The following is a 24,812-nucleotide window of genomic DNA, read 5'->3' as shown; positions in this document are numbered from 1 at the left end:
TAACATGCACAGATGGTTTATGAAGCGCAGAGTTAGGCTATAATCCGCGCCCTGATTGAAGTTATTGTTCAAACTTCAGTTTTTGGCAGTGCCGCTTTAGCTCAGTTGGTAGAGCAACCGCCTTGTAAGCGGTAGGTCGTCAGTTCGAATCCGACAAGCGGCACCAAGGTTTTTTCAAAGCCTTGGCGGATATGCAAGTTTGCGCAATAGTTGTTTCTCTGACGCGGGGTGGAGCAGTCTGGCAGCTCGTCGGGCTCATAACCCGAAGGTCACAGGTTCAAATCCTGTCCCCGCAACCCAATTTTTATAACAATATCAAGCGACTAGGCCAACCATCACCGGTTGGCCTTTTTGTTTTCTTCGTCCGTGTAGGCTCTATGTAGGCAAATTCTAGGAATTTACCCCCGCCTCAGGGACCTGTGTGTGCGGCCTTTTCCTATACCGTCTCAGACTTGTAGCGAAATGTTGCTTGCTCGCCACCAAGAGTCCCGCGCGAGTACTCAGGAAGCTCTGGTGCGGATTCATCCAGGGCCGTATCCAACTCCTTCAGCGAGCTGCTGGAGCATGTGTGCTGATTTGTATCAACCAGACCGAAGCTAAGCTCAGTGCTCAGGAGGGTGTCTTCATCCTGGCCGGCGCGCTAGAGGCTGTGACTGTAATTGCGGAACGCTTGCGGCAGATGGGGCGCTTGCCGGCCGCTGCAGTCTCCAGCGGCACGTTGGTCGGGCCAAAACGATACATCCCCTGGGTGGCTTCGTGCAGTCGGGCTCTAAATGCCCAAGGTGAACACCGTGCCGTGGCTGTCGGGTGTTTGGCTGCTGAGTCCGATACAGGCAAGTCGGAGAAAGTGATGTGTCATTAAGCATGGCTCTGGGTACAACCAGTGCCGCAGCGCGGGCATGTCATGTGCGGGATCAAAGGACCGTCGCTCTTTACCTTCTTTCACGTCGGCGATGAAATACACACGAGACAGATCTGCTTCGGAAAGGATAAGGCGAGGCACCAGCGTGTCTGTCGGATCATCCTCACCGCTCCAGATCACGACGTTGCCCGCGAAAGGCAGGGCAGAGCCATCGGGCCAGCGTCCTGCGCTGGTAACTGACTTCTTCATGGCTCTATCTTCTCAAGATTTAGAGCCTCCATCAAACCTGGGGCGATTCAGAGTAACTGAGGTTATGAACATTGATGAAAACCTCGCTTGGAGCGGAAATTTCTTCTGGCTATAGGCAGAACGGACTGTATCGGAACCTAGGCTTGAGACGACTTGTGTAACGCAGCTCTTCTACAGTTATGGACAAATCGGGGCTGGTGTCAAAGCACTGAATAACCACGGAGAGTCTGCTCATGTCGTTGTGTTCCCGCGCGCACTGCTATGCCCTGTTTGCACTTTTTGGTTGTTTTTGCGCTCCTCAGATCGCGCAGGCAGCGTATTCCGACCTGATCATTTCCGAGTATGTAGAAGGCAGTAGCAACAATAAAGCGATCGAGTTGTTCAATGGGACAGCGGTGGCGATTGATCTGAGCGCCTACCAGATCCGGATGTATTTCAATGGTGCTACGACAGCTTCTACAAACATCACATTGAGTGGCAGCCTGGCGGCTGGATCGACTTTCGTTCTGGCCCATGGTAGTGCCGTTCTTGGGGTTACTCCAGACCAGATCAATAGCAGCAGCTGGTTCAATGGCGATGACGCTATCGTTCTGGTGAAGAACAGCGTGGTGATTGACTCCATCGGTCAGCTTGGCAGCGATCCGGGTTCTGAATGGGGGACGGGCTTGCTTAGCACAGCCGACAACAGTTTGCGCCGCAAGACCAGCGTTACGAGCGGTCGCACTGACAGCACGGCAGCCTTCGACCCCTCGCTGGAATGGGAGGGTTTCGCGACCAACAGCTTCGACGATCTGGGCAAGTACAGCGCTGCCGCTGGCGGCGCGGATCAGGCTCCGACGGTAAGCAGCACTTCGCCGGCCAACAATTCAAGCAGTGTGGCCACCACCGGTGCGCTGACGGTGACGTTCTCGGAGCCGGTAAATCTGGCTTCCGGTTGGTATGCCCTCAATTGCAGCGCCAGTGGTATCAAGACCGCGACGGTGAGCGGTGGCAACACCAGTTTCGTACTCACACCCAGTGTGTTTTTCTCCGCTGGAGAAAGCTGCACACTGACCATCAATGGCGCACAGATCAGCGATGTTGATCAGGACGACAGCGTGGCTGACACCATGCTTGCCGACTACGCGGTGAGCTTCACTGTCGCAGGCCTCACGAGTGCCTGCGATGCGGCCTATACGCCCGCTTATGCGATTCAGGGGCGTGGCGCGACGAGCCCCCTGAGTGGCGTGGTAACGACCAAAGGCGTGGTCGTGGCTGATTTTGAAGGCGCCTCGCCAGCATTGCGCGGTTTCTATTTGCAGGATCTTGCAGGGGATGGTGATCCGGCGACCTCGGACGCAGTCTTCGTGTTTAGCAACGGTGCCGATCTGGCCAGTCAGGGCCAGATCGTGCGAGTGACCGGCACCGTGAGCGAGTATCAGGGCCAGACTCAGATCGCCGCGAGTGCCGTGGAAAGCTGTGGCCTTGGCAGCGTGGCGCCCACCGATGTGTATTTGTCGGCAGCTGATGCGGACTATCTGGAGCGTTTCGAAGGCATGCTAGTGAGGCTGCCACAGACGCTTTACGTGACCGAGCACTATCAGCTTGGCCGCTTTGGTCAGCTGACACTGTCGGCGAATGAGCGCCTGCGTCAGCCGACGAATGTCGTGGCGCCCGGTGCCGAAGCACTGGCATTGCAGGCGCAGAACGCGCTTGCCAGCATCATTCTGGATGATGCCAGCAATGCCCAGAACCCGGACCCCATCATCTTCGGGCGTGGCGGCCAGCCTTTGTCGGCCAGCAACAGCTTGCGCGGGGGGGACACGGTGCGCGATCTGGCTGGTGTGATGACTTACACCTGGTCTGGCAACGCAGCCAGTGCTAACGCCTGGCGCGTGCGTCCGGTTGGCGCCACGCAGCCAGATTTTCAAGCCGTGAATTCGCGCCCTGATCAAAGCCCTAATGTGGGCGGTAGATTGCGTGTGGCAGGGATGAATGTCCTGAATTTCTTCAACAGTTTCAGCGGCTGTGCGGGTGGTGTGGGGGGCGCGGCAATGGACTGCCGTGGTGCCGAGAATGCAAATGAGTTTGCACGCCAGAGCGCCAAGACGGTGGCTGCGCTGGTTGAAATGGATGCCGATGTGGTCGGTCTGGTCGAGATCGAAAACGATGGCTACGGCGCCAGCAGCGCACAGCGTTATCTGGTGGATCAGCTCAATGCGGCCACGGCCGCCGGCACTTATCAGCTGATTGATGTGGATGCGCGTAGCGGGCAGCTCAATGCGATGGGGTCGGATGCCATCAAGGTGGCTTTCATCTACAAACCGGCAAAAGTCAGCCCGGTGGGCAGCACTGCAGTCCTCAATTCGACGGCTTTCGTGAATGCTGGCGACAGCGCGCCACGCAATCGCCCTGCACTGGCTCAGGCTTTTGAGCAAGCAGATGGCGAGCGCTTCATTGCCGTGATCAATCACTTCAAGAGCAAGGGCAGCGCCTGTGACGCGCCCGATGCGGGCGATGGGCAGGCCAACTGCAATGCGGTGCGCGTACAGGCAGCAAATCTGCTGCGCAGCTGGCTGGCCGGTAATCCCACGGGGACGGGCGATCCCGACGTGCTGATCCTCGGTGACCTGAACTCCTACGCCAAGGAAGACCCCATCAGCGCCTTTACGGGAAATGGCTGGATCAATCTGATCGAAGCTTTCAACGGTGAGCACGCCTACAGCTATGTGTTTGATGGCCAGTGGGGCTATCTCGATCACGCGCTGGCGTCCTCCACTTTGGCGCCTCAGGTTGCCGGTGTCGCGGACTGGCACGTCAATGCCGATGAGCCGGTCACGCTGGATTACAACACCAACTTCAAGAGCGTCGCGCAGCAGCTCAGCCTCTACGCAGCCGATCCGTTCCGCAACTCCGACCATGACCCAGTTATCGTCGGGCTGGATCTGGTACCCGCTGGCACCTGCATGCATCCCGATACTTCTTCGACGGTGATGCTCGGAAGCTACGACAGCGGTGTGAGCAATCGCGTCATGGCCAAGCGTTGCAGTATCGACGACCTGATCGCCGACGAGACGGCCTGGAGCAGTCAGACGGCTTTTCTGACCCACGTTTCCAAGGTGAGCTTTGATTTGCTCAAGCAAGGCCAGATCAGCGCCGCCGAGCGCAGCAAGCTCATGAGTGCCGCCCAGAAATCCGGTATCGGCAAGGCGCCGCTGCTCAACTGAATTCCAGTTTCAACGGTCATGACATTGAAAGCCACTCAAGAGCATGCAAGTCATGCCCGTTTCCCTCACCCCCAACCCCTCTCCTCAAATGGGAGAGGGGAGCTTCGAGAAGTCGCTTTGCGACTTTCACGCTAACCGTATTCCAATCCACAGGAGATTCACATGTTCAAGCTTTCCGCCATTGCCCTAGCGCTGGCCTTTGCCGTCCCCGCCTTCGCACAGCAGGTCTGCGTGACCCCGGATGCCGGCACGAGTGTGACTTTCGGCGCTTACAACACGGGCGTCAGCAATCGCGCCGTGGTTCTCAATTGCACGATTGATGACCAGATTGGCGATGAGCAAGCTTGGGGCAATCAGGCTTCATTCCTGGCGCATGTATCCAAGGTCAGCTTCGATCTGCTCAAACAGGGCAAGATCAGCGCTGCTGAACGCAGCAAGCTGATGATTGCCGCGCAGGCTTCCGGCGTCGGCACGACCTTGAAGGTAAAGCTGATCGGCTTCAATGATTTTCACGGTTACATCAAGTCCCGCGAGGGCTCCAGCAGCAATCCGGGCGTGGCCAGCTTTGCTTACAAGATCAACGAGCTGCGCGCACTGAATCCGCTCAATGCGGTCGTCTCTGCCGGTGACATGATCGGCGCCAGCCCGCTGACCTCGGCCTTGTTCAAGGATGAGCCGACCATCGAGGCGATGAATCGCATCGGTATCGATTTCAATGCCGTGGGCAATCACGAATTTGATGAAGGCAAGACCGAGTTGCTGCGCATTCAGCACGGCGGCAATCACCCGACTGACATCTACTCGGGGCAAGGCCTGGCTGAGGATCTGAAGGATGGTGAATTCGCTGGCGCGAAATTCAAGTTCCTCGCCGCCAACGTGTTGGAATCGGAGAGCAATCAGACGATTTTCCCGGGTGTGGGCATCAAGGATTTCATGGGCAACAAGATGGCCTTTATCGGCATGACGCTGGAGTCCACGCCGACCATCGTTTCGCCTTCGGGTGTCGCCGGGCTGAGCTTCAGGGATGAGGCCGACACGGTCAATGCCCTGGTGCCGCAGTTGAAGGCGCTGGGGATCGAATCGATTGTCGTGCTGATCCACGAGGGCGGGCTTGCCACGCTCAGCGCGGGTCAATGTACGGGCGTGTCGGGCCCGATTGTCGACATCGTCAGCCGTCTTGATCCAGCTGTTGATCTGGTGATCTCCGGCCATACCCATCAGGAATATAACTGTCTCCTCAACAACAGCGCCGGAAAGCTGGTACGCGTCACCTCGGCGGGGCAGTATGGTCGCCGGATCACTGATATCGACGTGACCCTCAACACGCGCACGCGCGACGTGCAAGCCATCACGGCGAGCAATGTGGTGGTGCCGGTGCCTGCCGTGACGAATAACACCGTGCCGCAGGTGGCCGAATTGCTGGAGATCGTTGATCACTACTCCGCCTTGTCGGCGGTGCCGGCGGCTCGCGTGATCGGCAAGATCACTGCCGCGATCAGCAAGACCAATAATGTGGCCGGTGAATCTGCATTGGGTGACGTGATTGCCGATGCCCAGCGGGATGCGAGCAATGACGCCGACAATGGTCTGGCCGTGATCGCCTTCATGAACCCGGGCGGCATTCGTGCCGATCTGCCGTTCAACGCACCTAATGGTGACGTGACTTATGGCAATGCCTTCACCGTTCAGCCTTTCGGCAACGCACTGGTGACGATGACGCTGAGCGGCGCGCAGATCAAGACCGCGCTGGAAACCCAGTTTGCCGGCTGTAATGGCCAGACGGTCGAACGCATCCTGCAGATTTCTACCGGCTTCGCTTACACCTACGCGGCGGGCAACGCCTGTAATGCCCGCGTGGTGTCGATGAGCCTTAACGGCGTGGCGATTGACGAGATGTCGAATTATCGCGTCACGGTCAATAGCTTCCTCGCCGATGGCGGTGACGGTTTCGTGGTGCTGAAGGATGGCAGCAGCCGTCTGGGCGGTGCGGTTGATACCGATGCATTCGAGGCCTACCTGCAAGCCAATCCTTCCGGTGTGGCGCCTGGCCCGATGAACCGCATCACCAAGCAGTAATCCGATGAATCTGGAGAACCCTACAATGAAAAAATCCGCACTCAAACCCCTGTTTGCAGCCCTGTTGCTGGCAGGCACTTGCGCGGCGCAAGCCGCACACCTTGAAGTCGTCGATCAGCTCGTCTTTGGCGGCTACAGCGGCAGCCTTAATGGCGCTGCATTCAGCGCCGATGCGCTGGATCTGTCGCAGGATGGCGATGTCAGCCTGTTATCCGGCCTGTCTGTCACGGACACGAACTACACGCACAGCTCTGCTGCGGATGGCTACTTCTTCAAAACCAGCCAGAACTTTTCGATGAGCATCACGCAGGCTTTCACCGCAGCTGCGGGCAACATTTTTTCGGGCGATACGCTGGTTGGCATGCCGGTCATCACGCTCAAGGTCGCCGCTGACGGCGAGGCCGCGGGCTCCGACGTATTCGTGAGTTTTTCCGGTCTGGCCTCGGCCTTCAACAGCTATGCCAGTGGCAGCGGCGCGTTGACGATGGATATGGCCGTCATCAGTGGTTCAAGCACACTGGGCAGCTATTTGTGGGATGCCAGCGCGGTGCTCAGTGCTGATCAGTTCATCAGCTTCGGCTTCAACGCCAAGGTGGGCGATGAGCTGCTGCTATCGGGCAATATGCTGAGCAGCCTGAGTGCGGATGGCGCGCAGGCGCTTGATGTCAGTGCCAGTGGTCAGCTGGCAGGCGCATTCACCGTGACCGCCGTGCCCGAGCCTGAGCAATATGCCATGCTGCTGGCCGGTCTGGGCCTGATGGGTTTGAGCATTCGCCGGCGCGCGCAAGTTTGACGGTGATGCAGGTTTTAAAGCCGGCTGCGTGAAGCGGCCGGCTTTTTTCAAGGTCACGCTCGATGCACGAGAAAAACAGCTCTGATTCAGGAGCTTTTTTCACTTTAGAACCGGCAAAGGCAGCAGCATGGCGATGCTTTGCGAAATCCAGCCTAGCCCCTTTTTTGACTGCCCTCTCGCTATCGAGCGTGACGCTCAGGGTTCGGTGTTGGACGCTGTCGGGGGTGTGGCCTGTTTGACGAAGAGCCAGTCGCGGTAGCGAATCACTTCAGCCTTGCTGGCGATGCTGACGAAGCGCGGCAAGGCTTTGGGCTGGCGCAGGGCTTCGCGTTCCGAGCGGCTGCTGATGCTGACGATGCGCCCGTCCAGCACGTCCACCTGCCAGTTGGGCTGGCCCGTCATCGGGTCGCGGTAGAGGCGGCGCAGGTGGCGCACCGTGAAGGGAAAGCGTTTGTCCTCCAGCAGCTCATCCAGACTGGCTGGTGTGTTCGGCTGGCCAGCAGGCGTCACGCGCTGATAGCTGGTCATTGCGGCGCTGAACTGCTGGCCGATGGCGAGCAGTTCCGTCTCTTTTTCGCGCTGTGAGGAGATTTTCCATGACTGGCCAAAACCGGCCAGCACCAAGCCCATGACGGCCAGCGCAAAAATCAGGATCAGGTAGCCGAAGCCGCGCTGGCGCTGCATAGAATCAGAGTTCCCCCAGCGGCGTGCCATCCTGAGCCTGGCCTTCGGCGCTGCTATGCACTTCAAATACGCCGGTGCCGCCCTCCGGGGGCGGTTCGGTGAGCCAGCTTGCGCTGGAGTCGGTGTAAGGATCTTTCGGGATCGCGCGCAGATACTGGCGCGTGACCAGCTCGTCGAGGCTGTCCGGAAATTCTGAGCGGTCACCCTGATACTTGTCGATGGCATCGCGCATTACCGCCAGGCTCTGACGCAGGGTGTTTTCCTTGGCGCGTTCGACATGGCCGAAATAGCGCGGCGCGGCTATCGACAGCAGCAGCCCCACCACGGCCATGACGACCAGCAGTTCGATCAGGGTGAAGCCGGCGCGGCGAAGCCGCGCGCGGCAGTGCTGAGTGCTGAGTGCTGAGTGCTGAGAAAATATTTCCGTCGGCGGTGCCGACGCTAGCTTTGACTCAGCACTCAGCACACAGCACTCTTTACTTGTTTTCATTACCACTCCCTGAACGCCACATCATTCAGCCCGACCTTGTCGGAGAGCGAGTACACGTCGAACACGTCCTTGCCGGCTTGTGGATTGTCCGGCGGGCTGGCGTAGCTGCGCTGGCCCCAGGTGCTGGCGGCGGGGAGGGCGCGCTCGGGGTTCATCGGGTCGCGCGGCAGGCGGCGCAGGAAGTAGATCTGTCTGCCGCTGGCTTGGGTGATGTCGGCCTTGCCGCCAACCAGTTCATCCAGGCTGCGTGGGTAGCCGGATTCGTCGGCGCCTTTGGCGATGAGGCCGGCATCGGCCGCTTCCTTGTAAGCGTCGATGGCGCTGCGGATCTGGCGCAGCGCCAGGCGCAGTTCGGATTCGCGGGCACGCTGATTGACCAGACTGGCCACCGGCACGGCGACCGAGACGAGGATGCCGATGATCGCCACCACGATGACGATTTCGATCAGCGTGAAGCCGCGTCCGCGCTGGTGCATCAGGGCGCAACCTTCACGGCCAGCGGCTCGGGCGTGTTGACCTGATTCACGCTGCCGGTTTCGAGTGTGACGCGCGGGTTGCTGAGGGTCAGCAGGCCTTCGGCATTGACGCCGGCTCGGGCGCGCAGCAGGATCTGGCCGCTGGCCGAGTTGCCGGAGGCCGTCAGCTTCAGAGTGTTGTTGGCGCCCGGCGTGGCCGCCTCGAACAGCGCGCTGTCCCAGATCAGATCGACTTCGGCGTTGCGCACTTCGCTGCTGGCTGACAGGCTCACGCTGACGCTGAATTCCTGCGCCGGTTTGAGGCTGCGCGGACTGGTCAATGTGAGTGTTGCGGAGAGCGGCGCTGCGCCTTGCTCTGCAGCTGGGGTGGCTGAAGGCTCAATGCTGGCGGGACTTGCCGGGCTGCTGCTGGCACCGCTGCCGCGCAAGTTCAGCGAGCCCGCCGGGGTTGGCGTGCTGATCATCAGTGGCGCGCTGCCGATCGAGTTTTCCGTGCCGGCCGCAATGGCCGCGCGCGAGCTGGCTTCAGGCGTGATGTTGCGCAGCACGCGCGGGGTAATCAGCAGCACGATCTCCGTCTTGGCACCGTTGTCGCTGTGGGTGGAGAACAGCCGGCCCAGTCCCGGGATGCGCGATAGGCCGGGCAGGCCGGCGACGCTGCTGCGTTCTTCATCCGAGATCAAGCCTGCCAGCACCTGGGTCTCGCCATCCTTGAGGCGCAGCACGGTGGTCGCGTTGCGGGTGCCGATTTGATAGGCTAGCGAACTCTGCGGGCCGGCCACTTCCTTGGTGACGCTGGAGACTTCCAGCCCGACCTTGATCTCGACTTCGTCGTCCAGGCGGATGGTCGGTTCCACATCCAGTTTGAGGCCGACATCCAGATAATTCACGGCCGCCGATACGCCGACATTGGCGGTCGAGGTCGTCGTGAATACCGGCAGCTTGTCGCCGATGTGGATCTTGGCTTTTTCCTTGTTGCGCACGCGGATGCGCGGGTTGGCCAGGGTGTTGCTCATGCCGCTCTGATCCTTCAGGTTCAGCAGCAGACCGGGATTGGCGGTAAAGGGCACCAGCGCGCCGGTCTGGTTCAGATTGATATTGCCGGCGAGCAATTGGCCACCCAGATTGGTCGAGGCAGTGCTGCCGAGGGTGGTGGTGATCACTGAATTCGTGGTTGGCTGGAGCAGGCCATAGCCGATTTGATCCGGGTATTTGATGCCCAGGTTCAAGAGTTTGGAGCGCTGCACTTCAAGCACCTCGACCTCCAGCATCACTTCGGGCGCGGGTACGTCGAGCTGGGCGATCAGGCGCTCGGCCATGCGGATTGCATCCGGCGTGTCCTTGATGACGAGAATGTTGAGGCTTTCGTCGATGAAGGTGTCGCGCGTCTTGACCACCGATTTGACCAGAGATTGCGCCTGCTTGGCCTCGGTATTGGTCAGATAAAAAGTGCGCGTGGCCAGCTCCTGATATTCCTTCTGCTTGGCCGCTGAGGCCGGATAGATGATCACCGAATTCTCGTTGAGCAGCTTGCGGTCCAACTGGTTGGTCGTCAGTACCAGTCGCACCACCTCATCGATGCTGGTGTTGCGCACGAAGACGGTGACCTTGGCATCGGCCTTCACATCCTTGTCGAAGACGAAATTGATTCCGGCCGTGCGTGAAATGGCCTCGAACACATTGCGCAACGAGGTATCGCGAAATTCCAGGGTGATCGGCTTGGTGAAGCCGCCTTTCAAGGCCTTGTCCTCGCGCTGAGGGCTGTTGGCCGCGCTTTGCTCGTCGATCTTGCGCAGCAGCGCACGCACGCTGGCGTCATTCGGGGTTTCGGCGAGCAGGGCGCGCACGATGCTTTCGGCCTCCGGCAAACGTTTGGCGTCGAGCAGTTTCTGTGCGTCGAGTACGCGCTGAGCGCGGCGTTTGGCCGCGTCCAGATCGCGCAGCAGGCTCAGCGCGCGGGGATTTTCGCGATCGTGCTTGAGTACGATCCGGGCCTGCGCTTCGGCTTCACCGGGGCGCCCGGCATCGCGTGCGCGCTCAGCTACCGTAAGAGCCTGGCCGATCACCTGATCGCGGGTGCGGAAGTAGAGCACGCGCACTTCCTGATCGTCCGGATGCAGGCGCATTTCTTCGCTCAGGGTGTTCAGGGCGACATCACTCTGGCCGGCAGCCAGCATCTGGCGGCTGGAATCGATGGCGCTCACCGCGCAGCCAGCCAGGATGAGGCAGGTCAGCAGGGTCGGGAGTCGGGAGTGCAGGCGTGCGGGCATGGTCGGGCTCATGGTCAGTAATTCAGGGTTTGCGCCGTATTCAGCGGCAGGTATTCAAGTTGCAGGATGCGTTCGCCCACCGAAATCACGCGATACTGATTGTTCAGCGTGTCGCCCTGACGGGCCACCAGCATGCCGCTGCCATCATCCAGAAAAACGGCGTAGCGATCACCCTCGGCGACCTTGCCCAGATACTTGAAACGCAGCGGCGGGGCGCTCGGCTTGACTGGCTCAAGCCTGGGCGGTGGCGGCTCGAAACTTGCCGGGGCAAAAGGATCTTGCGTCAGCGCCGGCAGGCTGGAGAGCGGCGCTGGGGCGAGTTGTGCAAGCAGGCTGGCCTGTGAGACAGCACTGCTGCGCTTGTCCAGCTTGCCTGCCTGAACAGGCTTGCCGGGTGCGGCTGTGCGGGCAGTGCTGTTGGTGGATGTGCGCTTCGCCGGCACTACAGCATCTTCCTCTTCCAGACCCGCAACCCAGTACACGGCCAACAGCGTGGCGAGCAGGGCGGCACCCATGCTGAGTTGGCGGCGCGTCATGGCATCACCTTTGCAGTCGCCGCTGGGCGGCTTTCATCGCCTTGCTCGCCCGTCTTGCGGGAGAGGGCGCGCGGGGCCGGGCCGGATGGCTCGTCCCTCATGTACACGATCAGACGCACTTGTGCATCGAGTTCGGCTGCGGCAATGGTCGGTCGTTGCAGTTCGATGGCCTCGATGCTCAGCGTCGGGGCATCAGCCAGCGCATCGCTCAGCCAACCGCGCAGTGCGGCGTAACTGCCCTTGACCGGCATGCTGATGCGCATGCGCCGGAAGCCGCTGTCCTTGCTGCTGTTCTCGCTACTTTCCGCACTGTCGCCATAGTCCGCACGGCGCGGCGCGAGGCCGTTCTTGCGCGCACTGGCGTCCAGTTGCAGAAGGATGTCCGGCAGGCCGCTGGCGGGCGGGAAGCTCTGGCGGAAACGATCCAGAATCTCGCGCGGCGAGACTTCGCTTTGCGTGCCGCGCGCCAGATCGCTGGCCAGCTCAGTGCGCTGGTGGGTGATGTCGGCGAGTTGAGCTTCACGCTCGCGATTACCCGAGAAGCTGAAGGCCAGCGCGAACATGATGAGCGCGACGCCGACTACACCGGCCCAGCCGGCGGTAGCGAACTGACGCAGCAATGCATTGCGCAAGGAGTTCCACGGCATCATGGCGTGGCCCTCCAACTGGCATTGAGACTGAAGGCGACTACTTCCACACTGCCGCTGGGCTTGAATTCGTAGCTATCGACCGTTGCACTGCGGATGCCGGGGCGCGCCGCCAGACGGCGCGCGAAGTCGAAGGCGGCTTGCAGCGAACGCGCTTCGCCGGTGAGTTTCAGTTGCGGCTTGCCGGCGGTCTGGATCAGCGAGAGCAAGGCGACATCGGCGTTGCGCGCCGATTCGACTTCGGCCAGTACCTCCAGATTGCGGTTGTGCAGGCGCTGGGCAAGCTGGGCTGCTGCCTTCAGCTCGGCCTCGGGCAGCTTCTCGCGCTGCTTCGACAGGGCCAGTGCGCGGCTGCGTTCAAGATGGCGCGTCTCGCGTTCCAGACGGCTCTGCGCGGTGTTCAGTTGCGTGCCCAGATCCTGATAGGTCATCAGAACGACCAATGCGGTGAGCAGGCCTGCAGCCAGCAGCAGCCAGCCAAGCAGGCCGGGGCGGCGACGCTGCGGAATGAAATCCAGCGTGATGACAGCGGGTTGCGGGTTCAGCCACTTCATCCTGTGACTCCCTGCGGATCGAGTCGCGTGCAGGTCCAGCCCGCAGGCAAGCTGATTTGCAGGCCCTTGCTCTCGCCCGCCAGATACAGCACACCTGCGTCGCTGCTGTAGCCGCTGCTGGCCAGCAGCAATTGCAGCAGGGTGCCGAGTGCGGCGCCATCGCCTGCCGCCAACGTCAGACTGCGCAGCGCCAGCCAGCTACCGCCTTGCCACAGGCCCAGCGTGGCGCGGCCATCGGCCAGCCAGACGAAGGCACCATCGGCTACGCCGGTTTGCGCGTGCAGCGCGTTCCAGCGCGCGCTGAAGGCGGGCTGTACGCTGATGAGTTTGAGCTGATGGGTTTGGGATAATTTCTGCAGCGCGGCCAGCGTGGTGTTTTCGATGGCGGCGGCGAGCACGGCTTCGCCGGGCAGGGCGGCTTCGCAGACGATTTGCCAGGCTTGCGGATCGATGCCCTGCACGTCGCGGAACATCGCCTGCATGAAGGCGCTGCGCTCATCCGAGTTGCGTACGGCCTTGGGGAAGCTGATCAGCTGGCAACGCGCGAAGCGGTGTTCGAGTACCACCGCCAGCCGGCGGTAGCCCTTGGGTAGTGCCAAGCTGGCGAGTTCTTCACTCAGCACCGGGCTGGCCCAGTTTTCATGCAGCGCATGCTCACGGCCATCGAGGCGATAGCCGTGCTGGCCCAGATGCAGGCGCAGGCAATCAGACGACGAAGGTGACACGGTTCAGCTCCTGCAAAGTGGTTTCGCCATTCGCGACCAGCGCCATGCCGGCACTGCGCAGCGGGCGGAAGCCGTGGCGTGCGGCGGCTTCCTTGAGGGTGCGCAGTGGCGCACGGTCGGTGATCAGTTCGCGCAGCTCGTCGTTGAGGCTGAGGATTTCGGCAATCGCGCGGCGGCCGCGATAGCCGCTGCCACGACAATGGCCACAGCCCGCCCCGGCGCGGAAATGGAAGTTGTGAGCGTCGGTGAGGCGCGATTCCTCGATCAGGGTTTCGTCCGGCACCACATCCACGCTGCATTGCGGGCAGTTGATGCGCAGAAGGCGTTGGGCGACGATGACATTCAAGGCGGCGACCAGATTGTAGGGGTCCAGCCCCATGTGCATGAAGCGGCCGATCACGTCGAAAACGTTGTTGGCGTGCACCGTGGTGAATACGAGGTGACCGGTCAGCGCGGCCTGTACGGCGATTTCGGCGGTGTCCGGGTCGCGGATTTCGCCGACCATGATCTTGTCCGGATCGTGACGCAGGATCGAGCGCAGGCCGCGGGCGAAGGTCAGACCCTTTTTCTCGTTGACCGGGATTTGCAGCACGCCGGGCAACTGGTATTCGACCGGATCTTCGATGGTGATGATCTTGTCCAGGCCGTGATTAGTTTCGGCGATGGTGGCGTAGAGCGTGGTGGTCTTGCCTGAGCCGGTCGGACCGGTCACCAGCAGCATGCCGTAAGGCTCACTGGCCATGCGCCGCAGCTCGGCACGCGTGGCCTCGTCGAAACCCAGCGAACCCAAGGTCAGACCGCTCATTTCCTGAGTCAGATGTTCTTTGTCGAGCACGCGCAACACCGCATCTTCGCCGTGGATGCTGGGCATGATGGAGACACGGAAATCGATCTCACGCCCGCCCGCGTTGGCCTTGAAGCGCCCGTCCTGCGGCACGCGGCGCTCCGCGATGTCCAGTTCGGCCATCACCTTGATGCGCGAAATTGCCTGCTCGGCCTGATCGGCGCCTTGCACCGCACCTACGCGGTTGAGCACGCCATCAACGCGATACTTGATCTGCATGCCGTTGGGCGTGGATTCCAAGTGAATGTCGCTGGCATTCTGCTTGAGCGCGTCGTACAGGGTCGAATTGACCAGCTTCACCACCGGGCTGGCGTCTTCAGAAATGCGCCGCGCCGAGATGTCTTCGGCCAGCGTCACGCCGGCTTTTCCTTGCGACTCGCCGAGCAGGTTGGCGACCAGATGCTGGTTTTCTTCGATGCGCGCGAGACAGGCGGTAAGGTCTTCGCGACTGCTCAGAACCAGCTGGCAAGGCTCAGCCAGACGCGCGCCAAGCCAGTCCTGCAAGTTTGCGTCGAAGGGGTCGGCCAGCGCGATCAGCAGCTTGCCGTCGGCATCGCGCAGTGCCACGCATTCGCGGCGCAGACATTCTTCGAAACGCAGGCTCACCAAGTCTGGCGTGCAGGCCATCAATTCGGCAGCGGCAGCATTGCGCAGACGTAGCTGGGCGGCCAGCGGCGCCAGCGCGGCAGGGCCGTGGCGTTCGACCAGCAGATCGATCAGGCGGCGCTGGGCGCTGGCTGCCTCCAGGCGCAGGGCGGCAAGGATGCCGGGGCTCAAGACGGGAAGCGGGGGCAGGGGCGCGTTCATTGAATCGTCTCCGCCAGCTGGAAAATGGGCAAATACATGAGGACCACGATGCCGCCGATGACCGTGCCGATCACCAGCATCAGCGCCGGGCCGATCAGACGAGTGAGCAGCTCGACGCGGCGGCCGATTTCTTCTTCGTGAAACACGGCAATGCGCTCGGCCATTTCGCCCAGATTGCCGGCCTTCTCGCCCACGCGCAGCATGCGGTTGGCGACCGGCGTGGTCAGCTGGTGCTGACTCAGCGCATCAGTCAGGCTGCGGCCTTCACGCACCATCAGCATCGCCGCATCCAGCCCGCTGTGCAGGGTGGCGGAGAGTAATTCGCGCGTCATCTGCAGGGCGGTCAGTACTGGAATGCCACCGCGCAGCAGCATCGCCAGGGTGCGGTAGAAACGCGCTAGCTGGAACACCCGCAGCTCGCTGCCGATGGCCGGAATTTTCCACAGGGCACGCCCGAGAGCTGCGCGCAGCGGCGCACTGCGGGCAGCTGCCACGCACAGGCCCGCCAGACCTAGCGCTACGAGCAGCATGGCTGCAGAGTGTTGCTGGATAAGGTTTCCCCAGTCGATCAGCAGGCGCGAGGCCAGCGGCAGATCGCCACCCACATCTTCGAACACGCCAGAAAAACGCGGCACCACGAAGCCCAGCAGAAACAGCACCACCAGCCCGCCCACGCCCAGCAGCAGCAGCGGGTAGATCGAGGCGCCGATGATCTTGCCGCTCAGCGAATCCATCTGCTGGCGATAGGCGATGTAGCGTGCCAGCGCCTGATCCAGATCCGAGGTGCGCTCAGCCGCGCGCAGCATCGCCACGAACAGCACCGGAAACGTGCCCGGCTGGCTTTCAAGCACGGCGGAGAGTGGCTTGCCCTGACGCATGCCGCCACTCAAACCATCCAGTGCGGCGCGCACGCCGGGGCGGGTTTCCTTCTCGGCCAGGGTGTCGATGGATTCCACCAGCGGCAGGCCCGATTGCAGCAGGGCCAGCAACTCCTGCGAGAACAGCAGCAGCGGGAATTTCCCGCGTGCACCGCCGCTCGTGCCGCTGCCCTTGCGCACGCTCAGTACGCTCAGCCCGCGTGCGCTGGCCTGCGCGCGTGCGCCGGCCTCGTCGCTGGCGTCGATGACTGATTCACTCACAGCATGTGCGCCATCCAGCGCCTTGACCAGAAATTGCATGGTTCTGGCGTCTGCCTACCAGTTGCCGAGGTCTTCAGCTTCACCCGTGCCGCCGGGCTGACCATCCTTGCCGAAGGAGAACAGATCTAGCTCGCCATGCTCGCCGGGCTGCTTGTATTGATACGGGCGGCCCCAAGGGTCGTTGGGCAGGCCTTTCTTGAGGTAGGGGCCGCTCCAGCGTGTCTCGCCGGACGGGCGTTGCATCAGTGCGGCCAGCCCGGCTTCGGTCGAAGGATAGCTGCCCACGTCCAGGCGGTAGGCGTCCAGCGCCTTCTCCAGCGAGTCAATCTGCGCACGCGTGGTCTTCACCTCGGCCTTGCCAATGTGGGCAAAAAACTTGGGCGCGACATAGCCGGCCAGCAGCCCGATGATCACCATCACCACCAGCAATTCCAGCAGGGTGAAGCCCCGTTGCTTGACTTGATTGCTGCGTTCGCTGTGCTTGCGCATTCCTTGACCTTGTTAGTGATGCCTGCTGAAAGAGTCGCAATCCTACGTTCGCAACAAGACAGAGATATTTCTGTAACGCGAATCTTGTGGGAAGGCTGATTCAGCGGTGATTGGCGAGATCTGTTGCAATTCAGCCGGCGTTTGAGCATGCGCCGGATGGCATATCGCACGGTGTTCGCATGAAGCAGAGGTTTAATGTTTCGTGCGTAATCTTGCTTCGTCACCAGTTCAAAGGGTCGCCGGTAAGTCAGAACGAAATCCCTTCCCCTGTACTGCAACCGCGTCAGACCCGCAACGCCCATCGCCGCAAATCGATGGGCGTTGTCTTTTCTGGTCTGGGTTCGCCATTTGATCCAGCGCAAACGCAAGGTTCGGGGCCGCCCTGGATGCTCCGAACGGCGGATGTAAGACCGTTTTTAAAAGAGGTTATTTCATGCTTGCACGCTAAGGTTTCCGTGCATTCCCGCAGGGGGCCTGCGGCTTGCCAATACAACCATTCGACATTCAGGGAGTAGTGCCATGAAAAAGACTTTGCTTGCGCTGGCAGTTGCCGCCGCGCTGACCAGCCCGGCCTATGCGGCCAAGAACGTGATCCTCATGATCAGCGACGGCGCCTCCTGGGGTGCCTGGGACGCCGGTAACTACTACACCTATGGCTCCAACGCCGGCACGGTGTATAGCGACTTCACTGTCAAGCTGGGTATGACCACCACGCCGCTGAATACCAGCAGCACGCCGACCATGAACACCAACGCGCTGGTGAGCTACGACCCGTCCAAGGCCTGGAGCACCACGCCGACGGCAACGGGCAATGCAAACGGCCCGTTCTCCGGCTACGACTACATCGCCAAGAATGTCACCGATTCGGCTGCGGCCGGCACGGCGATCGCCTCTGGCCAGAAGAGCTATAACAATGCGATCAACTGGAGCAACATGAACGAGGCGCTCCCGTACATCACCCAGATGGCCTCAGCCCAGGGCAAGGCCACCGGAGTTGTTAGCTCGGTGCAGTTCAATCACGCTACGCCGGCGAGCTTCGGTGCACAGGACCCCAGTCGTAACAACTACACCGCGATTGCGAACGAGATGATCAACAACCCCTCGCTGAATCTGGTGATGGGTACGGGCCACCCGATGTACAACGCCAACGGCCAGTCGCAGACTGCCAGCTACAACTACATCACGCAGACTGACTACAACAGCCTCTCCAGCGGCAACGCTGGCTGGCAGTACATCGAAACCAAGACCCAGTTCGAGAACCTGGCTGCGGGTGGTACCGTGCTGGCTGAAGGCGAGCGCCTGTTCGGCATGGCCCAGAATAACTCAACCCTGCAGCAAGGTCGCAGCGCCGGCACTGCACAGATCACCGGCGTGCCGACGCTTGAAACCATGACCACAGGCGCACTCAATGCACTGAGCGGCGACAAGGACGGCATGTTCGTCATGATCGAAGGCGGCGCAGTTGACTGGGCGGCTCACGCCAACCAGAAGGATCGCCTGGTTGAAGAACAGCACGATTTCAACAAGTCCGTCGAAGCTGTGAAGAGCTGGGTCCAGCAGAACAGCTCGTGGGAAGAGACCTTGCTGATCGTCACCACCGACCACGGCAATGCTTCGCCGATGGGGCTGGGCTCTGACACCGTCGCTTTCCAGGGCGTGGCTAACAACGGTCAGGGCGTCATGCCTGACTTCCGTTTCTGGGGTGGCAACCACAAGAACGAAATCGTCCCGCTGTATGCCATGGGCGCCGGTGCTGATGATCTGCTGATGCATGTTGAAGGTAGCGATGCTGGCTTCAATCAGTATGTGAACACTGACGGCCGTTTCGGTAATGGCAGCTACGTGAGCAATGACGATCTGTTCAAGACCATGAATGCCGCTATTGCCCCGGTGCCGGAGCCCAGCTCCATCGCCATGTTGCTGGCAGGTCTGGGTATGTTGGGCATGGTGGCTCGCCGCCGTCGCGCAGCCTGATGATGGATCCAGCAGCTCCCTGAGCCGCTGGCAGGAGACTTCCCTGACACCCGACCGCGAGAGCTGGCGGGTGTTTTTCTATTGCCTCACTTGATTGGAATGTTCCGTTTGCTTGCACGACAAGCAGAGCGTGCGAGGCAAGCGACGATTGATCCGGCCCGATTCCGGTTTGAAACCTAGGTGCGATCCTTCGATAAGCTCAGGAGAGTCTTCAATCGCGAACCGCGTCTGGCAGATCGGCAGAAGTCAGCCCTGTCGCCAGTACCTGCAACTGCTTGCAGGCACGATCAATTAATGTTGCCAGCCTCACTCGTCTCGCCCGGGCAGGCTGCCGCCTGGGCGCGGTTGGAGACATTCAGCTTGCGCAGGATTTTCTGCACATGGTTTTTCACGGTCAGCGGGCTGATGTCCAGAATCACTCCAATCTCGAAGTTGGTCTTGCCCGCACGGATCCAGTGCAGCACCTCGATTTCGCGGCTGCTCAGACAGGTCTGGATGCAGCGGTTAATGCTAAGTGTGTCGGGTTCCGGATTTTCCGTGCAGCTCATCTGCACAAAGGCCATGTGCAGATGCGGCAGCAGCAATTCCAGCACATAGGTAAAGCGTACGTGCGATTGATCCGGCACCTGCAGGAAGGCAAAAAAACTGCCGGGCTGACGTTGCCCGCCGGGGCCGGATTCCGGTGACTGGCTGCCGTGGCACAGGGCTGAATCCAGGCCGAGTTCGCAGATCAGCAGGCCCAGTTGTGAGTCGTTTCTGCGCAGCAACAAGGGGTGGTAGCCATTCTCCATCCAGCGCCGCGCCAGCTTGTTGAGCAGGCTGTTGTCGCCATTGCACAGCCGCTGCGTCAGCGCTTCGTCGTTGGCGTTGCGGGTGTGCAGTTCGCTGCGCACATTCAAAGCGCCGGGCAGGCCCAGCGCGCAGATCAGGGTTTCGTGCGGGATGAAGCTTTGCAGTGCGCCCTGCGTCCACAAATAAAACTGCGAGCGCTTGCGGATGCGCGCCGACCCCTCAATGGCCGACAGGAAGAACTCAAGCTCCTGTGGGTTCAAGCTGGTTTGTGCGGCGTGGCGGGCGGCGAGCGCTTCTTGCATGGAGGAACCAGAGTTTAATCAGCGCACCGAATTGGCGTGTCGGTGTGCTCCAGAGATAAGCCTTTGGAAATCTGTACCCGGGTTCGGCGGCACGGGCAATTCAAGTGCGCGCCATTGTGCAAAAGCTGTGTGACATGTGCATGCAGGGTTTGTGACCGCTTTGTGAATGCGGACTATGAGCCGTTCGATGATCGCGAGTCGCGAGTCGCAAGTCGCGGTGCAAGTGGTGTCTTCTGAATTGATCGCACCCACGCTCTGTGTTCCTTCGGCGCGCCGCAACGGCCCCGGATTTCGCTGTGCTGCATGCCGGGCTACGGGGCAGGGCCTTGAAGAGCCGCGCCCAGGTTTCTTCTTGCGGATGCCTGCTTGCAGATCAATGCTGCGCGCGGCTTTGCGGGCGATTCCTGCGAGAAAGTCAACTTCATCGCGCCGACCCAATCAGCCCCTCAGGCCAGCTGTCTAGTCCGATAGGACTACAGCGCAAGCCCTTCGCGGAGTCAGCGCGTCATCTGCCACCCCTAAAGTTCAACTCGCTGCATTGCGTCTGCTTGGCACTGTAGATGGCTAGTCAAACGGCTCATGCCGGAGAGGTATTCCGGCGGGGTGAATGCAACAAAGCGTGACTAAAGTCACAGTGTCTCGACCGAGACCCGGGGAACCCCCTCTTCACGACGACTAATTAGATTCAGGGAGTAATACCAAATGAAATTCAAAGCACTTGTAATTGCACTGGCCATGATCGGCGCTGGCGCCGCGAACGCCAATATTTCGCTGCCTTCGGGTAGCGGTGCCGCAGCCAGCAGCAGCGTGTTGTTCACGATGATGAATACCGGCGCAGCCACTTCCTCCATGTTTGATCTGGGTCTGGATCGCGGCCAGTTCAACGCCGCCGCCTTCGGTGGCGTAACCAGCGGCGCGACGCAACTCGCGACCCTGACCTGGAACTTTACCAGCAACTCCGTGACTTCTTCGGGCAACTGGGGTGTCGACGCTACGAGCGCCATCGCCTCGCTGCAGTCCGCCAGCAACTCCTGGTCTTCGACCTGGAACGCTTACTCGGCCAATGCCGCCGGCTCCGTGTATGACGTGTTCGCTTCGGATCGTGATGGCACGACCGGCGCTGCTCAGCATTTGCTGTCGACCGTGGTTCTCGGTTCGACCAACAAGATCGAGACGGCCACCAATGCCAAGATTTTGTTGGCTAGTAGTTCTTCACACAACGCGTATGTGGCCGCGAATACCGTGTTCGGTACGCATGGCACTGCTGATAATGGCGCCAACATCCAGGGTAATGGCACTTCGTATCAGGGTTCCAATGGTTCTTTTAAGACCAACTGGAACGGCACGATGACGATGTTCAGTGCTGCCGCCGGCGTTGATCAGTCTCTGGGCTTCTATGGCCTGGATGGCGTTGCCGGCTCTTCGGGCAATGCGCTTGCCATCACCAACTTCAACGGTACCTGGTCAATGGATGCTGCTGCCGGCACCCTGACTTACAGCGCCCAGATCGCCGCCGTGCCGGAACCTTCCAGCATCGCCATGTTGCTGGCCGGCCTGGGCCTGATGGGCTTCATCGCCCGTCGTCGCCTGTCCTGAACGCCTGATTGTCTGTTTTGCCGGGCCGGCTTTTCGGTCGGCCCGGTCTGATCTTCAACCCGAAAGGATTTGCAATGAAACTCAAGTTCATCGCCGTGGCCGTTGCTGCCATCGCCGCTCAGTCCGCTTTTGCCCTGACGCCCTTGCAGACCAAGGCTGTCCAGATCAATTTCCAGAACGGTGTGGCCAACAATCACGTCGTGTATCTGTCTGGCGCTTCCGCCCTGGCCAAATCGGTGCCGGGCGCCTTGGCCAAGCTGTGCTCGGATAGCGTGACGACCTTCACCAATGCCGACAGCAATATCAAGGCTTATAGCTGCACCGTTGGTGGCGCCGTACCGGTCGCTGGCATGGCGGTTGGTAGCAAGCTGCTGGTCGGTCTGAGCGTGTCGGAGGGTTCTTTCTCCGGCGTGCTGTCGCAGAACGCCACGAACTTCACCTACGACATCGGCGCAGGCGTGAAGAATGTGCAGAACAACCAGATTGACTTCTCGGCCGTCGCCAGCGATGCCGCCACCCTGATTCCAGCCGTCTTCCGCAAGCAGACCGCTGGTGGCTTCCTCGATGTCGAGCCGCGCCTGTTTGATGATCTGGTTTCGAACCCAGCCTTGGCTGCGCTGAATGTGTCCTACACGACTACGCCGGTGGCTGCCGGTCAGTCTTTCGGTGTGGCCGTTTCGCCCGCCCTGTATGCGGCCCTGCAAGTGGCCCAGGGCATTACCTGCGCCGCTGGGGACTACTCGGTAGCTTGCCAGCCGAGCATCAGCAAGGGGCAGTACGCTTCCCTCGTGGCGCAGTCCAATGCCGGTTTTATCGCCGACTGGTCGGTTCTGGGCCTGTCGGATGCGCAGCCGGTGAATCTGTGCCGCCGCGTCGCCACTTCGGGCACCCAAGCTGCCAGTAACGCCTTCTTCCTCGGCAAGGGTTGTTCTAGCGCTGCGTTTGACCCGTCTGCTGCTGCTGACCAGAACGCCGGCACCTTCAATATTGTCGAGAACTCCGGTTCCAGCAATGTGGCGACCTGCCTGAGCAATGCCAGCAACTTCGCCATCGGCGTGATCTCGGCTGAAAACGCCCTGGCCACCACGACCTGGAAGTTCGTCAAGCTCGACGGCGTGGCCGTGTGGGATGGCGTGAAGGCGCGTCAGAACACGATCGACCAGAAGTATGACTTCGCCTTCGAGTTCGTGACGGCTACCCGCAACTCGGCTTCGGCCGCGTCGCAAGGCCTGATCGCTGCGCTGGGCACCGCGATTGCTGATCCGCTGGTGACCGACCTGACCGGCATCTTCATCGTTCCGGGCGCTGCTGGTATCAATGCCGATGCACCGGGCAAGATTGCCAAGGCCACCACTGGCGGCAATTCCTGCGCCGCACCGCTGTACTACTTCTGATCCACGTAGCGGCCGGCCCGTCAGGGCTTGCCGCGCAGGCAGCGCCCGCTGCCACGTGATCAAAACAAGCCCCTGCGCGAGCGGGGGCTTGTTGCTATTCCGGTGATCGGGAATGACGCGGATATTGATTGAAATGGCCGCGGCATTCAGACACCTGTCACATGACGCGGGGATGATGGCGCGCAGACGTCTGAATAGTGAGAAATGATGCGATTTGAATGGTTACTTATGATGGTGGGGATGGTTCCTGCAGTGTGTTTGGCGCAGGCGCAGAGCAATGTGCCGGCCAAACTGCTGATCAATGAATTCCGGGTGGAAGGCAATACGGTATTGCCGGCCACCAGTATCGAAAAAGTCGTGATGCCCTGGCTGGGACCGGAGCGCACCCAGGACGACATCTACGCCGCGCGCGATGCGCTGGCCAAGGCTTACGAGAGCGCCGGTTACTTGTCGGCCAGTGTCGAGGCCGAGCGTATTGATCCCGTCGACACTGAATGGGGGCCGGGCTGGGTGGCGGTGCTCAAGGTGGTGGAGGGGCGCGTCGAGCGGCTGAAGGTGACGGGTGCCGACTACAACCTGCCGAGCAAGCTGAAGCTGCAGGCCGGCTCGGTGGCCGAAGGTGAAGTGCCGCATTTTCCGACCATGCAGGAAGATCTGGGGCGCATTGCGCGTATGGCCGACATGGCCGTGACGCCGCTGCTGCGCCCGGGGCGTGATCCCGGCACCATGGAAGTCGAGTTCAAGGTGCAGGACAGTCTGCCCTTCCATGCGTGGACGCAACTCTCCAACGAGCAAAGCCCGGACACCTCGCCGCGCCGGCTGGAAGTCGGTGCGCGTTACGACAATCTGTTTCAGGCACAGCACAGCCTGAGCGCACGCCTGATCACCACACCGCTGAAGCAGGAAGAGATCCGTGTGGCGACGCTGAATTACAGCCTGCCGGTGGGAGTGCGCGACGACAAGCTGTCGCTCTATGTGCTCAAGTCTGACAGTCAGGTGGAAACCAATATCGGCACCGGCGTCACCGGCAAGGGCATCACTCTGGGCTCGCGCTGGACACGCACGCTGGAGGCCGAAGCGCCGTTCTTCCATAGCATCAGTCTGGGGGCGGATTACAAGCGGCTGGGGGAAGTTTCCGAGGAAACCGGGTCTAAACCGGTGAGCTATCTGCCCTTCTCGCTGCAATACATCGCCATGCGCCCGGATGAGGGTGGCAACTGGCAATTCTCGTCCAGCCTGGTGAATAGCTTCGGCGGCGTGATGGATAAGCGTGGCGAATGCGGTGGGCGCGAGGATCTGGATCAGTTCGATTGCCGCCGCGCCGGGGCCAGTTCCAGTTTCATGCTGTGGAATGGCGCGCTCAAACGCCTGGAGCGCTTTGGTAAATGGGAGGCCGTCGGCAAGTTCGACTGGCAGGTCGCCAACGGCCCCTTGCTCAGTGGCGACCAGTTCTTTGTCGGCGGAGCGGATTCGGTGCGCGGCTATTACCAGTCCGAACAGGGCGGTGACGATGGCGGCCGCATCTCGCTGGAGATCTATACGCCAGCGCTGACGCTGGGCGAATGGGCGACGAAATTCCTGACGTTTTACGACCAGGGTTGGGTGCGCACCCAGCAGGTGCAGTCTGGCCAGAACCCGGATTACCGTCTGGCGGCTTATGGCGTCGGCTTACGTACGAATTGGGGCAAATCCCTGAGTGGCCAGCTGGATCTGGCACGCACGACCTTGCCGGGCTCGCCCACAGGCAGCAAGGACGGCGCGACGCGCTTGCATGCGACGGTGCGGGCGGAGTTCTGATCTCACGAGTCGCGAGTCGCGAGTCGCAAGTCGCAAGTCGCAAGTCGTATTTTCTCCCCTCGCCCGATTGTGGTAGAGGGTGGCGCGCAGCGCCGGGAGATGGCGTTGGT

General features: G+C 60.9%; 20 protein-coding genes and 2 tRNA genes. 9 read left to right on the top strand and 13 right to left on the bottom strand.

Annotated features, from left to right (window positions below; genetic code table 11):
• The first annotated feature begins 90 nt into the window (after positions 1 to 90).
• Positions 91 to 166: transfer RNA gene (locus ABXR19_RS05610), tRNA-Thr, on the top strand.
• Positions 167 to 222: 56 nt separating this feature from the next.
• Positions 223 to 296 (top strand) — tRNA-Met (locus ABXR19_RS05605).
• Between the two features lie 473 nt (positions 297 to 769).
• On the opposite strand, the gene ABXR19_RS05600 is transcribed toward ABXR19_RS05605, so the two are convergent.
• Positions 770 to 1,111 (bottom strand): hypothetical protein, encoded by a 342-nt coding sequence (locus ABXR19_RS05600; RefSeq protein ID WP_354600118.1) that lies wholly within the window; start codon positions 1,109 to 1,111, stop codon positions 770 to 772.
• 233 nt (positions 1,112 to 1,344) lie between these two features.
• Between ABXR19_RS05600 and ABXR19_RS05595 the strand changes: the two genes are divergently transcribed.
• From ABXR19_RS05595 to ABXR19_RS05585, 3 genes are all read left to right on the top strand, one after another.
• A complete protein-coding gene (locus ABXR19_RS05595) occupies positions 1,345 to 4,317 on the top strand; it encodes an ExeM/NucH family extracellular endonuclease (RefSeq protein WP_354600117.1) in 2,973 nt (990 codons plus the stop codon).
• A 162-nt stretch (positions 4,318 to 4,479) separates the two neighbouring features.
• Entirely contained in the window at positions 4,480 to 6,393 is a 1,914-nt protein-coding gene (locus ABXR19_RS05590; RefSeq protein WP_354600116.1) for a bifunctional metallophosphatase/5'-nucleotidase, read from the top strand.
• Positions 6,394 to 6,418: 25 nt separating this feature from the next.
• Complete coding sequence (locus tag ABXR19_RS05585; protein ID WP_354600115.1) at positions 6,419 to 7,186, top strand: PEP-CTERM sorting domain-containing protein; 768 nt, start codon at positions 6,419 to 6,421, stop codon at positions 7,184 to 7,186.
• 195 nt (positions 7,187 to 7,381) lie between these two features.
• Here the strand turns inward: ABXR19_RS05585 and ABXR19_RS05580 are convergent, their stop codons facing one another.
• The 11 genes from ABXR19_RS05580 to gspG are packed head-to-tail and all read right to left on the bottom strand — an operon-like array spanning position 7,382 to position 16,847.
• Positions 7,382 to 7,870, bottom strand: a complete 489-nt coding sequence (locus ABXR19_RS05580) for a type II secretion system protein (protein ID WP_354600114.1) — start codon at positions 7,868 to 7,870, stop codon at positions 7,382 to 7,384.
• 4 nt (positions 7,871 to 7,874) lie between these two features.
• A complete protein-coding gene (locus ABXR19_RS05575; RefSeq protein WP_354600113.1) occupies positions 7,875 to 8,360 on the bottom strand; it encodes a type II secretion system protein in 486 nt (161 codons plus the stop codon).
• Positions 8,360 to 8,836, bottom strand: coding sequence for a type II secretion system protein (locus ABXR19_RS05570; RefSeq protein WP_354600112.1), 477 nt, complete (start codon positions 8,834 to 8,836; stop codon positions 8,360 to 8,362). The genes ABXR19_RS05575 and ABXR19_RS05570 overlap by 1 nt, the downstream gene beginning before the upstream one ends.
• Positions 8,836 to 11,106 (bottom strand): secretin GspD/PilQ domain-containing protein, encoded by a 2,271-nt coding sequence (locus ABXR19_RS05565; protein ID WP_354600111.1) that lies wholly within the window; start codon positions 11,104 to 11,106, stop codon positions 8,836 to 8,838. The genes ABXR19_RS05570 and ABXR19_RS05565 overlap by 1 nt, the downstream gene beginning before the upstream one ends.
• A 14-nt stretch (positions 11,107 to 11,120) precedes the next feature.
• Positions 11,121 to 11,642 carry a hypothetical protein gene (locus ABXR19_RS05560; protein ID WP_354600110.1) on the bottom strand — a complete coding sequence of 174 codons (522 nt, stop codon included), beginning with the start codon at positions 11,640 to 11,642 and terminating at the stop codon, positions 11,121 to 11,123.
• Positions 11,639 to 12,292: a hypothetical protein gene (locus ABXR19_RS05555; RefSeq protein WP_354600109.1), complete on the bottom strand. Its 654-nt coding sequence runs from the start codon at positions 12,290 to 12,292 to the stop codon at positions 11,639 to 11,641. The genes ABXR19_RS05560 and ABXR19_RS05555 overlap by 4 nt, the downstream gene beginning before the upstream one ends.
• A complete protein-coding gene (locus ABXR19_RS05550) occupies positions 12,289 to 12,843 on the bottom strand; it encodes a hypothetical protein (RefSeq protein ID WP_354600108.1) in 555 nt (184 codons plus the stop codon). The genes ABXR19_RS05555 and ABXR19_RS05550 overlap by 4 nt, the downstream gene beginning before the upstream one ends.
• The gene (locus ABXR19_RS05545) at positions 12,840 to 13,568 is read right to left on the bottom strand and encodes a hypothetical protein (RefSeq protein ID WP_354600107.1); all 729 of its coding nucleotides are present in this window, start codon (positions 13,566 to 13,568) and stop codon (positions 12,840 to 12,842) included. Before ABXR19_RS05545 ends, ABXR19_RS05550 begins: the two co-directional genes overlap by 4 nt.
• Positions 13,549 to 15,219 (bottom strand): GspE/PulE family protein, encoded by a 1,671-nt coding sequence (locus ABXR19_RS05540; RefSeq protein ID WP_354600106.1) that lies wholly within the window; start codon positions 15,217 to 15,219, stop codon positions 13,549 to 13,551. Before ABXR19_RS05540 ends, ABXR19_RS05545 begins: the two co-directional genes overlap by 20 nt.
• Complete coding sequence (locus tag ABXR19_RS05535) at positions 15,216 to 16,397, bottom strand: type II secretion system F family protein (protein ID WP_354600105.1); 1,182 nt, start codon at positions 16,395 to 16,397, stop codon at positions 15,216 to 15,218. Before ABXR19_RS05535 ends, ABXR19_RS05540 begins: the two co-directional genes overlap by 4 nt.
• A gap of 15 nt (positions 16,398 to 16,412) precedes the next feature.
• Complete coding sequence (gspG, locus tag ABXR19_RS05530) at positions 16,413 to 16,847, bottom strand: type II secretion system major pseudopilin GspG (RefSeq protein ID WP_354600104.1); 435 nt, start codon at positions 16,845 to 16,847, stop codon at positions 16,413 to 16,415.
• Positions 16,848 to 17,366: 519 nt separating this feature from the next.
• Between gspG and ABXR19_RS05525 the strand changes: the two genes are divergently transcribed.
• Entirely contained in the window at positions 17,367 to 18,821 is a 1,455-nt protein-coding gene (locus tag ABXR19_RS05525; protein ID WP_354600103.1) for an alkaline phosphatase, read from the top strand.
• 287 nt (positions 18,822 to 19,108) lie between these two features.
• On the opposite strand, the gene epsA is transcribed toward ABXR19_RS05525, so the two are convergent.
• Positions 19,109 to 19,915, bottom strand: coding sequence for an XrtB/PEP-CTERM-associated transcriptional regulator EpsA (gene epsA / locus ABXR19_RS05520; RefSeq protein ID WP_354600102.1), 807 nt, complete (start codon positions 19,913 to 19,915; stop codon positions 19,109 to 19,111).
• Positions 19,916 to 20,617: 702 nt separating this feature from the next.
• Between epsA and ABXR19_RS05515 the strand changes: the two genes are divergently transcribed.
• The 3 genes from ABXR19_RS05515 to ABXR19_RS05505 all read left to right on the top strand — a co-directional run bounded on the left by ABXR19_RS05515 (position 20,618) and on the right by ABXR19_RS05505 (position 24,702).
• Positions 20,618 to 21,511: a PEP-CTERM sorting domain-containing protein gene (locus tag ABXR19_RS05515; protein WP_354600101.1), complete on the top strand. Its 894-nt coding sequence runs from the start codon at positions 20,618 to 20,620 to the stop codon at positions 21,509 to 21,511.
• Positions 21,512 to 21,585: 74 nt separating this feature from the next.
• The gene (locus ABXR19_RS05510) at positions 21,586 to 22,905 is read left to right on the top strand and encodes a hypothetical protein (RefSeq protein ID WP_354600100.1); all 1,320 of its coding nucleotides are present in this window, start codon (positions 21,586 to 21,588) and stop codon (positions 22,903 to 22,905) included.
• 279 nt (positions 22,906 to 23,184) lie between these two features.
• The gene (locus tag ABXR19_RS05505; protein WP_354600099.1) at positions 23,185 to 24,702 is read left to right on the top strand and encodes a ShlB/FhaC/HecB family hemolysin secretion/activation protein; all 1,518 of its coding nucleotides are present in this window, start codon (positions 23,185 to 23,187) and stop codon (positions 24,700 to 24,702) included.
• Positions 24,703 to 24,812 lie beyond the last annotated feature (110 nt).

It is taken from the genome of Uliginosibacterium flavum, assembly GCF_040566545.1.
GTDB classification, from domain to species: domain Bacteria; phylum Pseudomonadota; class Gammaproteobacteria; order Burkholderiales; family Rhodocyclaceae; genus Uliginosibacterium; species Uliginosibacterium flavum.
This window is presented reverse-complemented; position numbering and strand designations above follow the sequence as displayed.

Excerpts from the sequence above, each read along its gene's own strand:
- ABXR19_RS05600 (WP_354600118.1), bottom strand. The coding sequence starts at position 1,111 with ATGAAGAAGTCAGTTACCAGCGCAGGACGCTGGCCCGATGGCTCTGCC.
- ABXR19_RS05595 (WP_354600117.1), top strand. The coding sequence starts at position 1,345 with ATGTCGTTGTGTTCCCGCGCGCACTGCTATGCCCTGTTTGCACTTTTT.
- ABXR19_RS05590 (WP_354600116.1), top strand. The coding sequence starts at position 4,480 with ATGTTCAAGCTTTCCGCCATTGCCCTAGCGCTGGCCTTTGCCGTCCCC.
- ABXR19_RS05585 (WP_354600115.1), top strand. The coding sequence starts at position 6,419 with ATGAAAAAATCCGCACTCAAACCCCTGTTTGCAGCCCTGTTGCTGGCA.
- ABXR19_RS05580 (WP_354600114.1), bottom strand. The coding sequence starts at position 7,870 with ATGCAGCGCCAGCGCGGCTTCGGCTACCTGATCCTGATTTTTGCGCTG.
- ABXR19_RS05575 (WP_354600113.1), bottom strand. The coding sequence starts at position 8,360 with ATGAAAACAAGTAAAGAGTGCTGTGTGCTGAGTGCTGAGTCAAAGCTA.
- ABXR19_RS05570 (WP_354600112.1), bottom strand. The coding sequence starts at position 8,836 with ATGCACCAGCGCGGACGCGGCTTCACGCTGATCGAAATCGTCATCGTG.
- ABXR19_RS05565 (WP_354600111.1), bottom strand. The coding sequence starts at position 11,106 with ATGCCCGCACGCCTGCACTCCCGACTCCCGACCCTGCTGACCTGCCTC.
- ABXR19_RS05560 (WP_354600110.1), bottom strand. The coding sequence starts at position 11,642 with ATGACGCGCCGCCAACTCAGCATGGGTGCCGCCCTGCTCGCCACGCTG.
- ABXR19_RS05555 (WP_354600109.1), bottom strand. The coding sequence starts at position 12,292 with ATGATGCCGTGGAACTCCTTGCGCAATGCATTGCTGCGTCAGTTCGCT.
- ABXR19_RS05550 (WP_354600108.1), bottom strand. The coding sequence starts at position 12,843 with ATGAAGTGGCTGAACCCGCAACCCGCTGTCATCACGCTGGATTTCATT.
- ABXR19_RS05540 (WP_354600106.1), bottom strand. The coding sequence starts at position 15,219 with ATGAACGCGCCCCTGCCCCCGCTTCCCGTCTTGAGCCCCGGCATCCTT.
- ABXR19_RS05535 (WP_354600105.1), bottom strand. The coding sequence starts at position 16,397 with ATGCAATTTCTGGTCAAGGCGCTGGATGGCGCACATGCTGTGAGTGAA.
- gspG (WP_354600104.1), bottom strand. The coding sequence starts at position 16,847 with ATGCGCAAGCACAGCGAACGCAGCAATCAAGTCAAGCAACGGGGCTTC.
- ABXR19_RS05525 (WP_354600103.1), top strand. The coding sequence starts at position 17,367 with ATGAAAAAGACTTTGCTTGCGCTGGCAGTTGCCGCCGCGCTGACCAGC.
- epsA (WP_354600102.1), bottom strand. The coding sequence starts at position 19,915 with ATGCAAGAAGCGCTCGCCGCCCGCCACGCCGCACAAACCAGCTTGAAC.
- ABXR19_RS05515 (WP_354600101.1), top strand. The coding sequence starts at position 20,618 with ATGAAATTCAAAGCACTTGTAATTGCACTGGCCATGATCGGCGCTGGC.
- ABXR19_RS05510 (WP_354600100.1), top strand. The coding sequence starts at position 21,586 with ATGAAACTCAAGTTCATCGCCGTGGCCGTTGCTGCCATCGCCGCTCAG.